We start from the raw sequence: 13,873 nt of genomic DNA on the forward strand, positions 1-13,873 counted from the left end.
CTGACGAACCACGTCCGCTCGGGGTCAGTTGGTCAGCGAGCGGCGATTCGCGCCTGATGCCAGGCTCGTGCACTCTCGAGGTGCACGTCAAACTCAGTGGGAGTCAGCGGCCCGTGCTTGCCCTTGTCGATCATCTCCAGCTTGAAATTCCCGTGTTCGACGCTGTGATCGACACTGGTCAGACCACGGCTCTCCGCAAACGGCTTAAGATGGTTCTCGATATGGAACTTGTCCCACCTATGCTGAGTGAAGTAGACGAAGCCATCGTCGACTCCTTCTTGAGCGAGGCCGTTCACGACTGTGAGTCGATCTGCATGTGCCTGCATCGCAGCCTCCGGGCTCATGTCGTCGAATCCGACGTGCAATAGCCGTGCCACCTGCGCATCATGGTAGTTGGGCACGATAGTTTGAGGGTCGGACACGAAGGCGAGCGAATCGGGGAAATGCCGAGATGCGCGCAACGCTGCGAACCCGCCTCCAGAACTGCCAACGAAAACGAGTTGCGATGGCTCTGCCACTGCGACGAGGCGCGAGACCAGTTCGACGATCCACTCCATCGGATCCTGTCCGTCGTGCCCTGCATACCATCCCAACTTGAGGCCGAGATCGAGCTGAATGGTGGGATCGGCGATCGAACAGAAGGACAAACCCTGGTCGCGCAGGGATCGAACCCGCTCAAACCTCGGGAACCACGTTCCGCTCACCATTGCGCCATGGAAGACGATGTGGAGCGGCGCGTGGCGCCGGATGCTACCGAACCCGTAGAACTTCATTCCCAGCCGTTTGGGATGATGGATGATGACGTCGTCGTCGAGAATCGATTTCGGCAATGCGGAGAATTCACCGTCCGTAGCGACAATGCGAGCAGAATAGGACGAGCTGAGTTTCTCAAGGTCGGCATCGGGGCGAGGCCTGAGGTCGCCAGTTGCCGCTTCTAGCGACTTCAGTCGGGCAACGAGGTCGCTGATACGAGATTCGGCGGCCTCCAAGCGGCTGATGAGGTCCGCTGTAAGCGGGTGCGTACTCGGGTCAGTAAAACGGTCGTATCGGGTCATGGATCCTGTCACTTCTCGGCATCATTCTCATGTTTGTTCCAACATGCAGGCTGGGGATAACTCGAAATCACAGCATAGACCTGCGGCGGGTTCGAGTCAGTGTACCGCTCCGTCGGCTCGCAGGGCCTGAGCATGCCATGCTGTAGCTGTGGCTAGCTCTGACTCGAACTCCCTCGGTCCCCGTAAGGGTCCATGCGATCCGCCCTCGAACCACCGCAGCATCATTCGTCCATCATCGGATTCGCCGCCTTCGGCCGGTGCCCCCAGCAGCACCCTGAGGGGTTCAAGATGGTTCTCCGCATGAAACTCGTCGCCCCGGTGCTGGCAATAGTAGAGGAAGTTATCGGGCCGCTGGACCCGATAAGCTTCTACCACGGACAGTCGCTCGCCGAACTCTCCCATTGCTGCGTCGACAGTGAAATCGTCAAACGCATGACGCAGAAGGCGAGCGACATGACCTGCATAGTATTTCGGAATGATGACTTGAGGATCAGTGACGAACGCCAGACTTCCCGGAATCAGAGCGGAAAGCTGCATTGCGGCAAACCCGCCGCCGGAGCCACCGACGAAGATGACCTGAGAAGGGGACAGTACTGCAATGAGTTCGTCGATGAACTGCTGAATGCTTGGCCGTAGATCGAAGGAATTATGTCCGACATACCAGCCCAAATTCAGTTCGTCTGCAAGGTCGATTGTGGGATCAGCGATGGCACAGAACGAGAGGCCCTCGTTTCGCAACGAACGAACTCGCTCGAATCTCGGAGACTGTTCACCGACCTGCATGGCGCCGTGGAGTGAGATGTAGAGAGGCTCGGCAACTTTGGCTTCGACGAAAGCCCTGAGCTTCAAGCGTCGCCTCTCTGGGAACGTGAGGATTATTGGGCGCCCCGAACCGAGTCTCTCCAGTTCGAGCGATTCGATTTCCGTCGGACCGGGAAGCTCTCTCTCAGGAACAACCTGCCCTTTCGAATCTTTGAAAACCAATGGCGGCCTGACATCGCCGGTAATCCCAGCTCGTTCTTTTAACACCGCGAACGTTTCTCGCAACTCCGTAAGTTCTTTGTTCGTCCGCCAGGCACTCTTTTCCAGCTTCTCCACTCGTTCATTCAGCTCAGCGATCTCGTCAATTCTGCCGTCAGCCTCGCTCAAGGTCGCCCACTCTCTTTCGATTCCTGCCTGTTGACCTTCAAGAGCGTCCCATTGTCCGTACTGCCCATCATTGTGCCTGCTGCGTCGACGATGTCGACAAAGACCAGCCTGTCTGCGAACGCGCGAGTCAGTTCGATATCTGAACCGACAAGTTCGGTGAGTCGCGCCATCGCATTCGGATCGGCCTCACCCGCAACGGCTTCGAGGCCATCGACCTCGGCTGTCGACCCCGGAAGATAGGAGGCAACGAGCACTGCCGGGAGCGCGGCTCGATGCGATCCTCTTACGACAATCTCGGTGCATTCGAGCTTTCTCCGGAGCTGTCGCACCACTGCCGACCACCGCCGGGCGATGTTGTCCCCCGGACTGCCGAAGAACCACCCGAATTCGAGCCCTTCACCGTTCGCGAACGTTGTGTCCACAAGGCACAGGTGATGGTCGGGAAACACGCTGCTCATTGTGGCCGGTTCGGGGAAGCCGTCTTCACGATCGGCTCGATGCGAGGCAAGTGTCACGACCAAGCGCTCGTTCTTACCGCGTATGAACGCGCCGCTGAGAGGAAAGCGTTCCTGGAGAGAGAGGTCCGGCGCGATGCCGAGGCGATTCACCCTCTTCCGACGGAGCGCAAGTCGATCGACGTAGCGCGCATCCTGGACGTCATCGGTCAACCAGACGGGCTTCAGCCATCGTCGGACCTCCAGTGGAAGCGAATCCGAATTCGGCCCAGACCGCCCGTCACTTGGCTGAGGGACCGCGGACAGTCCTGGCCACAGGGCGTCGAGGATCTCCTCGACCGTCATTTCCGCCATAGTTCGGCGTGCAAGGACCCTCGCTCTTACTGAGGTCCCCAAGGGGTTTGCAGCAATGAATGCCCCAGTCGGCTCGAGGCCGTTTTCTGCCCTGACTGCTTCGCTCAACGGGGAGAGCGCGGCCCTCGCGTCTGAATCGACGTCGGCACTGATGTAATGGTCGGCGAGGAAGCGAGCGATCCTACTTCCGGGATGCCGCACCGTGATTCGGATAGTGCCGAGAACGTCTCGGAGCAATCCGACCCACATGGCCGAGTCGACATCGTCATCGAGAGCGAGTTCGGCGATCAGACCGGGCGCGCCGACGGCTTCGCCGATGATGATCTGTTGCAATTCGTCGAGCTCCGGACCATCGAAGCGAACGGCTGCATCGATTGGGTCGAGATGAGCCGAACAGCCGAAGGGTAGCACCAGCTCGTCACGGTTGCCATGGAGAGAGTGCAGGCCCGCATGAGTGGCGACGGTTTGGATGACCAGTGTCTCGTCATCGAAGAATGCCGAGATCGATCGGCAGGTCGATCTTACGGCAGCGTCCTCACAGTCGACGCGGAGGACAACGCAATCGCCGCCGATGGATGCATATGTGTCGTTGAACTCCGATTCGCTGCGCAGCCACGAAGACAGCAGGGCCGAGGCAAGACCGTCATCGAGCTCCGGGCTGACGACGTCGACGGCTGGCCATCCGAGCACGGCACACCAACGGCCGTCCTCGGCGGCAGCGGCCGTGATCGGAAGCCCGCTCGACGAGGAGATCGCGTCGATGGAGGGAGACCGTGTTCCCTGAACATCGACCGAGAGATGGAACCACCAATGCTGAGGGCGATCAGTCGCAGCAAGTCCTGTTCTCAAGGTTCGCGATGTGTAGTGCTCACGTGAATCGGCCGAGCGAGCTGGCACACGAGAATCATCGGTCGCGCGCGCCTGCAGCGCACTCAGGACCGCACCGGTTGCCTCAAGATCGTCGTCTATCCATGTGGGTCCGGTTCCGAACAGTGTTCGACAGATGTGCGCGACAGTCGTCTCGTCGAACAGCTCGCCATCCCTGTCGCGCACCGGTCGCCGCACGAGGACCTCATCTACCGTCCATCGCTCGGCACCCCACGGCACCTGCTCAAGCAGTGCCGGATCTGAGACGAGCACAACTCGGACGCGGCGATGCTCGCTGAAAAGAACCGGTTCTGCCTGACCATCGACGAAGAGCGCAGAGACCTCGGGAGAGATGCGGTCGAACGACAACCCGACCAAACGCAGGCCAACGCAGTGAGCCAGTCCCACTTTGAGGTTCGCTGAGTCAAGGGCTGAAACCGTCGAGACTATCCACTCTTCGAACGCGGCGCACGCCCGCAGGTCAGCAACGACGACGGCATCAATCACGCGTCGTCCGAAATCCTCTCGGCGCGGGCGGAAGTTCTCGGGTAGGTAAGGTTCGCGATATTCATGAGATGGAAGATAGAAAGAATCGTCTTCTTTCGCTCTCGTATGAACCAGCGCGTAGCCCTGACTGTAGATCAAGCGCCCGGGGATCCGAAAACCTGGAGAGAACTCGTTCCGGCTCAACGATTCGGCTGTCAAACGCACAAGTGCCAACGGCTCGGGTCCCACCAACATTGTGGGTCGACCGTAAGCCGCTTCCAATCGCCGCCGGAACTCCGTATCGCCGCCCTTCCTCGTGAAATGGAAGTATCCGACCCTGCGGACCGCGGTCAATCGGAACAAGAGGGATGACTCGTTGCGACGCAACGGGTTTTTGTGGCCGACTTGAACAGGGTCCAGGAAATCGTCGGTTCGATAGCACGATGATTGTGTCGCGACGAGAGACTCATCTGAGAGCAGAGGGACGATCTGGCGTTCGATCCGCTCGGGATGCGACCAGTCGTCGCTGTCCTGGAAGGTGATGAACTCTCCACGAGCAAGATTGATCGCCCTGTTCCGAATGAGATATGTTCCCCCATTCACCCTCTGCCGGACGATCCGGATCCTCGGGTCCAAGACTGCCAGCGCGTCGTAGAGAGCCTCGTATTCTGGACCCGAATCGTCGTCGATGATGAGCAGTTCGAGTGATTCCCACGTCTGGTTGAGAATCGAGTGGACAGCTCCGAAGATCGTCGCATCTCGCCGAAAAGCAGACATAACTACGGTGACCATCGGCCCGCTTCGCCTCTCGTTCGCGCTCGACCACAGCTGATCGAATGGCGTTGGCCCCAGATCCGCAGCCAGTTCTATCGGTGCAAGATCTCCAGATGGGCTGAAGAACGAATTGAAAAGCTTCAACCACTCTGGCACGGGAAGGGCTTGAGGATTCTCCGGAATGAAGGGGTTGTGCAGTCCCAGTCTGTAAAGAAGCAGCTGTTGTCCGTCCGAACCGGATTCGTCGATGTAGTCTGACGCCAAGCCAAATTCTCGTTTCGCGATCGATGCTTCTACCGCGAGTCGTCGATATTTCGGAGACATACTCTGCAGTCCCCTGACTTCAGCAAGTGCGCGAAGGATTTCCAGACCACGGTCGAATGCTTCGACCGTGCCGTTGAGGAGGAGAACCCGACCAAGACTCTGGAGCAAAGTTGTGTCGAACGATGCGAACGTCTTCGTTGCCGCACCCACGCCCCGAAGCACTTCCCGCGCGATGCGCCCAATCTCTTCGGCATCAAGATTTTCGTCGATAAGAACGGCGAGGATGTCCGGCCCTCCGGGTGACCGCTGAATGAGCAGCGCAGCTTCCCGTTGCGATTGGCTCAACCCGCCCAGCGACGAGGCAATGCGTCTGAAAGCTCGGCGTTGGCCGACGCTCATCGGCTCTCCAGTGCGGACCACAGGAGATGCGCCTGGACTGGTGTCGACGACAATTCAACGCTCAGCTCTGGATACTCCTCAAGCCAGGCTTCGATCATTTCACGTTCGAAGGGACGGTTCACATCGTCGGCGAAGACGTGCACCGATGAGGCGAACCGTGCGCTGAGAAGGGGAAGCGCCCCTCCGCGCAAATCACCGAGAGCCTGCGGCGGACCATCGATGACGAGAAGGTCGATGGATGGCACGTCCCCAAGTCCTTCGAGTTCGTACCAGTCGAACTGACCGGAATTCGTCTCATGGCCGATGATCGGGGCGTCAATGACCGTCGCGAACTCGCGAAGGCCCAGGTGATTGAGCGTTGTTCTAGTCTGTTCCGCGAAAGTCGGATCGTGTTCGAGTGCGTAGACGTGACCGACGCCGTTTTCGCGGGCTGCCATCGACAGCCAAAGCGTCGACGTCCCACTGCCACATTCGACCACAGCCTGTGGGCGATCACGAGAGATAACATCGATGATATCGAGAGTTCCGGTGGGAGTGAGCGCCCACCCACCGAGTAGAGGCATGTGGCCGCCCGGCCGGTAAAGTCGGTTGAGTTGTTCGAGTGCTTCGATCTCCCGTGGTACCTGATAGCTCAGGTAATAGAGGTAGCCGGATATGTCGAACTCACCGTTTGCAGCGGCGTTCGGCTGGGGCGACGGGCTCTGCGCTGGGCTGAGCTCAGACAGCCGGCGTGAGAGAGCGGAGATCTCGCTCCGGTTGCGCCTGAGCTCTCTGTGGGCTTCATCGGTGAAATAGTCGATCCGCGCAGTCAGTTTGCCCTCGAGCAGCTCCAGCAGACCGTAGGTCTCACCGTGCCGGCGCACACTCCGATTGAGCTGTTGCTTGGTTTTGGCAACCAGCCAGTGGGCTTCGTCCACCTTGTCGGCGACGACGCCGAGGCGATCAACCAGCTCTCGTCGAGCGATTGTCCGCTCGTCCTCAGAGTCGACACTCAGGCGCAGATGGCGGCCGAAATCGACCGCCAGCTGCGTTTGTGAGGCGACGAGGTCCGCGAGCTGGCTCTGCTGTTCGATGACTGCCGTCCGCAGGTCCTCGGCAACGGCGCGATGGGAATCGATGAGGTTCGAACGGAGATCAGACAGCTCACCCCGAAGGTCGGCAATGTAGTCCCCATCGCGGTTCGACGCAGACATCTGCTCATTGGAGAGCAACACCGCCTGTCGACTGTCGTCGCGAATGTGCCGAAGTTCAGTGCGAATCTCCCTGATCGCCTTCGAAGCACTGCGCGCCTTTTCGAGCAAGCCCCACGTCGCGAGAATGACGGCCAAGCACAGTGCTGCGACCATGAGTTGCCAGGCGCCCCCGCTTACTCCGATGACGACGGCAATGACGAGAGCGGCCATGGCGGCCAGGACAGCTGGAGTTCCTCTGCGCAGACTCATCGGTGGCCAGTCTCCGTCAGTTCGACATCGACGTTCCGTTCGCGCTCGACGATCTCGCGCACATCGGCGACGACGTCGCTGAGGGCGGCCTCAGTGCGCACGGTATTGGCAGAAATCGTTCTCAGGAGCTGATCGAAATGTACTTGGGGCACCGTGAGCGACCGTGAGGCGAGCGTGAGATCCTCGAACGCGCGCAACACCTCTCTGGGAAGCTTGATGCTACCTCCCGCGGGGTACTTGCTCACAATCGTATGAACGGATTGCAGAGTATTCGTCAGGCGTTCGTTCTGCTTCTGGATGCCTGCCAACCTCTGGGTCACTGTCTGCAGCGTCTTCATCTGTACGTAACCGATCGCCGAAACAACGACGATGATTCCGCTTGCGGCTGCGATCACCGCCCAGACTGCCCCGACGAGGAGTCCGAGAACCACCGTAAGGATGACGGTGGCGGCTCCGGCCGCCACGATGACGAAACGAAAGTTCTTCACGAATTCCCTATCTCTCGTAGATCCATCGCGGGAGATCCTCTCCCGGCTCGACGGTCACCATCTTCTGGGCTTGGTAGACCACGATCATCTCGTGGAACCGCCGCTCCTGGTATTCCTTGTACGTGGCCGGAGCATCGAGTTTGTCCCATGCGGCTTCGGGTATCACGGTCTCGTAAATGTATCCCGCTCGAGTGAGCTCCGCGGGATCGAGTGCGGAGACGAGGAAGACGGGTTTGATGAAAGGGAACCTCAGCTGGACCGCGGAAAAACGGTCCACGAGGTCAGGAATGTCCTGGTCAGTGTGCGCTGTAGCATCGACGGCAATGCGCAGGGATGTCTTCACAGCATTCGGAGGAAGATAAATGCCTGACGGCATCATTTCCAAAGCTTCGGTCGCGCTGTCTGCTCTAGTAGTGGGCATAGAGTTCACCGGGTTCCTGTCTTCAGACGACGGCCGACTCGTCAGTTAACGATACCTCGCTCGGCGCGGTGTCTCCGTCTGTCGTATCTGCCCACTCGTCTACGGCGGTGGCGGGCACCTCGCCGAACGCCAATCCTTCGATGATGCGGGCTGCTGTGTTGGCACCGTTCTCAGGAAAAGCTTCCAGCGCGGCAGCCCTCATTCTTGCGCGAGTCCTCGGGTCCATGATCGTCGCCAGCGCGCGGTCGAACTCGATCCCGTCGATAGTCGACGCGCTCGCGCCAAATCCGGCGACCGGAGCGAATCCTGCTCGTCGATTCTGGTCATCGAGAGTCTCCGTCGCACGCGCGACGAAGACCGACGGAACGCCGAGATGGACCAGTTCGTGGTAGGAGTTGTAGCCAGCAGTCGAGATCGCGGCATCGAAGGCATTCGCATATTTCGCGATCGGGTACTTCGGCTTCATCACGACGTCACCGACTCCTTCGAGAGCGTCGGCGTGAAGAGCGTGCCGAGGAGCGAAGATAGTCAGCTGCTCATCAGCCGCCGCCTGCTCCCGCAACAGCGACTGGATGTGGCTGATCAGCGCAACAAGTTGCTCTGTTGTATCGGCGGATAGATTGAGCAGAATCGCCGTGCCTTCCGCAGGAATTCCGAGCTCTTTTCGCGCGTCCTCGTGCGAAAGGAGCTCGTCGCGCTGGACCAGAGTGATCGGGGGGACGTAGAGCGTGCCTTCGGACAAGCGCGGAGTGAATCCCATGTCGACGGCTGCAGCGAGGTCCATGGGCTCGAGCACGTAATCGAAGGCGTCTGCCATTCGGAGCCCTGCCGGCTTCCTCTGCTGACGCCACAATCCGCGCCGAGACCAAATGAACGTGACATCAGGATAATCTTTGCGGATCGAGCGGATCACTTCCGGCGGGTTCACGTGGTCGACAACAAGGACGGCCGGTTTCACTCGGTCGAGCATCAGCCGTAGTCTGAGATCGAGGATGCGTTCCCAGATCGGCTTCTGCTTGGCTGCGAACTTCATTTTCTTCGCCGACGGGAAGTACTCGACCGGGAACCCCTGCTCATGCACAAGATGATAGGCCTCGGACATCGTGAGGAAGTAGGGTTGCACCTTTTTGCTGAGCCTCTTCGCGTATGCCATGAGGCGGGTCACATGGCCGAGTCCATGCCCGTTGTCGGTATAGAAGAGCACACGTGGCTTTCCTGCGGCGAGCGGGCGAACGCGAGGCTTCGGTGCGCCTTGCGCGACCGTCGATCTTCGCGGCGGACCGATGAGATCCCGGAGCCGCTCCACATGCGATTTGAAGCTGAATCGCTGGTCGAGGACTTCATGCGCGGTCTCACGCCGCTCTGCGAGGTACTCCGGATCGTCGGCCAGGCGTCGGGCAATCTCCCGCACTCCTGAAGGTGCACTGTAGATCGCAGCATCCGAAAAGATCGACTCGAAGTACTCGGGCAGAACAGCTATCGCTCCCGTCGCGATCGCTTCGAGCACTGCGCGGCCGAACGCTTCGTGCATCCTCGGGTGATGGAAGTACGGATAAATGTCCACATTGCGGAGGAACTCGAGCGGCGAGAGCGCTCCGAACTTGAATACACTCCAGCTTTTTGGCACCCGGCCAAGAATAGCCTTCGGAGAGCGCGCACCACCCATGATCGAGACATCGAATTCACGCGTCGCCGGATAGGCGTCGTAGATATCCCGTTTGCTTATAGGCCACTTGCCCGGAGCGTCGCGCGAGTGCCGACCGATCCGGATCGGCCGACTGAGCTGATCAGGACGCTCGACCCGCCAGTCGTCAAGATTGATGATGTTCGACCACGTCAGCGGCGACAGGTCGAGCTTGGGATGTGCGGCGAGCATGTTCTTGCGCACGATAGGAGAGAGCGGAACCCACGACCACTGATGCCCGAAAAGGGATTCTGCTTGAGAAGCAACTTCGTGCGGATCATAGAGCAGGGACGACACTGCCGAATCGGTGTTGAACGCATTCGCCACAAGCAGCCACTTCTCCGCGCGGATCTTCGGCCGGAAGGCCTGCTCTACTCCGAACATCGACGGACCCCGCGCGATCACGAGGCCTGCTTCGACAGGCTCATCCGGTCGGAGGAGAGTTAGGCGACCGTCGTCGAGGAGCGACACGATGCTCTCGTCCAATGGACGAGCGCCTCCGCGCGCCGGGCCGGACAACGAGAGCAGTCCGGTCGAGTAGCCGGCAGCTGAGTGCGCGATGATCTCCTGCGCCAGGGACTTATTGCCGCCACCCACGAGTCGGGCGTCGGTCACGGCCACGACGTCTACGTAGTTTCGGGTCATCACTCTCGTTTCATGGCAAGGACGGACTTCACGATGGAAAACGCGCTGAAAGGGTTTCCAGCAGACTCCCACGGGAGTCGCAGACAACTCATTCTATGCACATCGGTTGCTTCAAGACCGTCCTACCCCAACATGCGCGAACTCGAGGCAGAATCCGACAACCGCGCCAGAAGGTCCGACAATGTGGCTAAAATGGGGCCAATCCCGCTCCTCAACAGATCGGAACTGTCCCTCAATGCGAACAGTCGACGTGCCTCGTTGGGGCACCGGTGTCGAATGGCAGGGCTTGGAAGAATTCCTTGCCGCGGATGCCTTCTCCAGCGGAGTGCACCGCATCAAGTTGATGACCTCCTTAGGCGATCCGTTGACCCTGGATCTCTATATCCACATCGATCAGGGCTCGCCGATGACCGTGCATTTCTATGGTGCGCAAGGGATTCCCCGCAAGGATACAAATCCCATATTCGGCGCCTTGCCGACATCTCAGTCGTTCGAGACTTCCTACGTCCTCGTGCACGATCCTACGCTCAGCCTGAGCACTGAGATCGGTCTTGCATGGTTTGAAGGGTACAAGGGCTTCGCCGCCGCACCGACGATTCGCACCGCTCTCGGTCATCTCGCCGAAGTGGCCCGCGCGCCTCGGACCGTCCTTTGGGGCGGCTCCGCCGGCGGTTACGCTGTTCTTCGCCATGTCTCCGGCATTCCAGGGGCAGTGGGGTTCGTGTGGAATCCGCAGACGGCGATCACTCGGTACCAACCGGCCCCGGTGCGCCGGTACGCGCAGCTCGCGTTCGGCACCGATGACCTCGTTGCTGGCGCCGCGAGTACTCCAGGGATCACTGTCGACCTCACTACACTCACCGGCCGTACTTGGTCCGACGCTCCAGTCGTCTATCTTCAAGAGGGAGACGACCGTCACGTGCACCAGCATCTCGCATACCTCCTGGCTGAGAAGTACCCGGAAGCTGCACTCGAAGTCCGGCGACGCGACACAATGTATGGCCTGCTCAGCCCGAACCTCTATCTGCACCAGTCGCTGTGGGAACCGGGACATTCCCGTCCACCGAAGGCCTCGATGAAGCACTTCCTCGCACAGCTGCTCGACGTGTCCCGAGATGTGCCGCAGATCTTCGCAGATCTGGAAACCGCATCCCATGATCTACTCCGCAAGAGTCGCGAGCCCCACCGATCCCCGGTCGGCTTCGAACTCAACGCACCGCTGCAGGGTTCTCCGACTGCCTCGCCCCGAGTGCTCCAATGGGGAAGTAGATTCGGTCTCGAAGCTACAGGGAGCGCGGCATCCCACTATCCGATCCTCGTGACACGCAGCGTCCGCGGGCAGAGTATCATCACCGCATTCAGCGTGCGCAGCAATCCCGTGCCCAAGACTGCGTTGGATCTCGTGGGAGCGAAGAGCGGCGAACAGCGCCAGCTGCTGCTACGGGATCGTCGCGCGTCGGCAAGCTCTGCAATGCGGGAAGATCCGACTATCGAGGTACTTGTCCTCGATCTCCTCGAAGAAGTGCGAGGTACGGTAAATGCCGGAAACGGTTTCATCGTTACAAACCACGGCGCACTCCGTCGAGTAGATGGAAGCTCGCTCATCGTCCACGAATTCGGATCCGAGCGGCATTCGATTCTGTGGCAGAGCCGTTTGGACCGACTGGCCGCTGCGGCCCGAGATGCAAAGATCCGAATCGTAGTTCTCGACATCGATGCAACCCAGCTCGATGACGCAGATTGGGAATGGCTAGACATCCCACGACCGTCCGCAGACGGAATCGCAGCCTGGCAGGACGCGGTCGTCGAAGCGAAGCGCCGCATACCAGACGCCACGTGGATCCCTGTCGATATAGGGGGCCGTCTACTACGGCAGATCGCGGAAGACGCAGGTGCCCAGCTCTCCGCAGCGATCGTTGAGGCAGCGGAGTCTGGTGTGAAAAGCTCAAAGGTTGGCCCCGTCAACGAACAACAGATCGAACTGCAAGCGGCACCCAGGACCGATTTGTTGGAGGACAGTAATTTAGACGGGCCAACGACTGGGATTGACGGGGATGTTGAGGAGCTCTGGAAAAAGGAGCTCGACCATTCTGACGAAGACTGAACCGTCCTCGCGCCGATCCGGTTCAACGCCGAGCATCGCCTCGAAGATCGAGCGGACATTGAGCGGAATGCACGCCTCGGCGTAGAAGTCCCGCTCATTCATCACTGGCCCGTGCCAGGCTCCCATCCGATGCTCCCAATAGAACAGATCAAAGGGGTCGACCAGTTCTGCGGCTGAAAAGAAGTCGGTGTCCTCTGCGAACTCGGCAAAGTCCTCAGTCGCGGCCGACATCCACTTGGCTTCGCCCTGCTCAGAGATCGTCTGCCGAACCTTCCACCGCATTTTCAGACGATGCAGGTCAGCCAGCGTCTCCGGTGTGCGCGGTTCGACGACTCCCGCTCTGACCATCGGGGCGAAGAATCGACGGCCGATCTCGAGCAGGTTGCCAGTTACTGCCAGTGAGCTCTCATCTGGGAAGTACTCCATCAGACCGGAGACGACACTGACGTGGTGCGGCTGATAGTTTGCCGTCGCAAGCAGTCTGGAGAGTTCTCGGTTGGGCCGAGCCGACGGGATCACGGAATGGCGGACCCCGATCATCTTGGATACTTCCTGCGCGACAGCGCGATCAATTCCTACACGAGTGTGATCGTAGGTATACGTTTCAAAGTCGATATCTGCATATCGAGCCAGCGCCACCATCAGACGAGAGTCCAATCCCGCCGTCAGAGCCACTCTCACTGGCCGATTCCTTGCTAGCGCCGAGAGTCCCGCCAGCGCCTGCTCAATGGCCTGTCGGGCCACCTCGTCGAACTGGCGAACCGGAATTGGTGATGTCGGCCAGAACCTGTGCACCTGACCCGTTCTGACATCCAGGCTCGTATTCGGAGTGAGGAGCTTGGTCGTCGGATACGGAGTGCGATTGCCCGGGTGCCCAAATGCGAAAACTCGATGTTCACGAGTGCCGGAGCCTCCGGACGTGACATCGACGAGATGAGCGTGAGAAGCGACCGGAAGTCCGGTCTCCGCGTAGAAGACCGCTCGCATTCCGGTGGCATCGGACACAACATGTGGAGCACTGGCAGACCCGTATATCACCGCGAATCTACCGGTGAGCTCACTAAGCGCACTGAAGAACTGCTCGTCGCCGAGAAGCAATGCCGTGAGCAGAAGACGCGACGGGGCATTCTGGGCCTGGTCATTCGGCATTGTCGTCGCGCAGCTGCCGACGACGATTACGAAGCGGCCGTTCGACTCGCTCTCGTCATATTCCACCGTCGGGTGGAGCCAGAGACCTTCAAGAAGGGGTCCGGGTACGTACCCAGATGGAGGCGAGATGGAAGGCT

The 13,873-nt window shown here is 59.7% G+C and carries 9 protein-coding genes; 1 reads left to right on the forward strand and 8 read right to left on the reverse strand.

Annotated features, from left to right (window positions below; translation table 11 throughout):
- Positions 1-32: 32 nt before the first annotated feature.
- From AC2W7K_RS05730 to AC2W7K_RS05760, 7 genes are all read right to left on the reverse strand, one after another.
- Positions 33-1,055: a hypothetical protein gene (locus AC2W7K_RS05730; RefSeq protein ID WP_486005844.1), complete on the reverse strand. Its 1,023-nt coding sequence runs from the start codon at positions 1,053-1,055 to the stop codon at positions 33-35.
- 96 nt (positions 1,056-1,151) lie between these two features.
- A complete protein-coding gene (locus tag AC2W7K_RS05735; protein ID WP_486005845.1) occupies positions 1,152-2,204 on the reverse strand; it encodes a hypothetical protein in 1,053 nt (350 codons plus the stop codon).
- The gene (locus tag AC2W7K_RS05740; protein WP_486005846.1) at positions 2,201-5,803 is read right to left on the reverse strand and encodes a glycosyltransferase family 2 protein; all 3,603 of its coding nucleotides are present in this window, start codon (positions 5,801-5,803) and stop codon (positions 2,201-2,203) included. The genes AC2W7K_RS05735 and AC2W7K_RS05740 overlap by 4 nt, the downstream gene beginning before the upstream one ends.
- Positions 5,800-7,206, reverse strand: coding sequence for a class I SAM-dependent methyltransferase (locus AC2W7K_RS05745; RefSeq protein ID WP_486005847.1), 1,407 nt, complete (start codon positions 7,204-7,206; stop codon positions 5,800-5,802). Before AC2W7K_RS05745 ends, AC2W7K_RS05740 begins: the two co-directional genes overlap by 4 nt.
- A gap of 35 nt (positions 7,207-7,241) precedes the next feature.
- Positions 7,242-7,733: a hypothetical protein gene (locus AC2W7K_RS05750; RefSeq protein WP_486005848.1), complete on the reverse strand. Its 492-nt coding sequence runs from the start codon at positions 7,731-7,733 to the stop codon at positions 7,242-7,244.
- 7 nt (positions 7,734-7,740) lie between these two features.
- Positions 7,741-8,076, reverse strand: coding sequence for a hypothetical protein (locus tag AC2W7K_RS05755; protein WP_486005849.1), 336 nt, complete (start codon positions 8,074-8,076; stop codon positions 7,741-7,743).
- A gap of 100 nt (positions 8,077-8,176) precedes the next feature.
- Entirely contained in the window at positions 8,177-10,483 is a 2,307-nt protein-coding gene (locus tag AC2W7K_RS05760) for a hypothetical protein (protein WP_486005850.1), read from the reverse strand.
- 235 nt (positions 10,484-10,718) lie between these two features.
- On the opposite strand from AC2W7K_RS05760, the gene AC2W7K_RS05765 reads away from it, so the two are divergent.
- On the forward strand, positions 10,719-12,587 hold the full coding sequence (locus tag AC2W7K_RS05765) for a DUF6270 domain-containing protein (protein WP_486005851.1): 1,869 nt from the start codon (positions 10,719-10,721) through the stop codon (positions 12,585-12,587).
- Here the strand turns inward: AC2W7K_RS05765 and AC2W7K_RS05770 are convergent.
- A complete protein-coding gene (locus AC2W7K_RS05770; RefSeq protein ID WP_486005852.1) occupies positions 12,507-13,802 on the reverse strand; it encodes a hypothetical protein in 1,296 nt (431 codons plus the stop codon). The two genes, AC2W7K_RS05765 and AC2W7K_RS05770, sit on opposite strands and share 81 nt — an antisense overlap.
- Positions 13,803-13,873: the final 71 nt, after the last annotated feature.

Source organism: Brevibacterium sp. LAARM2_SD2 (assembly GCF_057364785.1).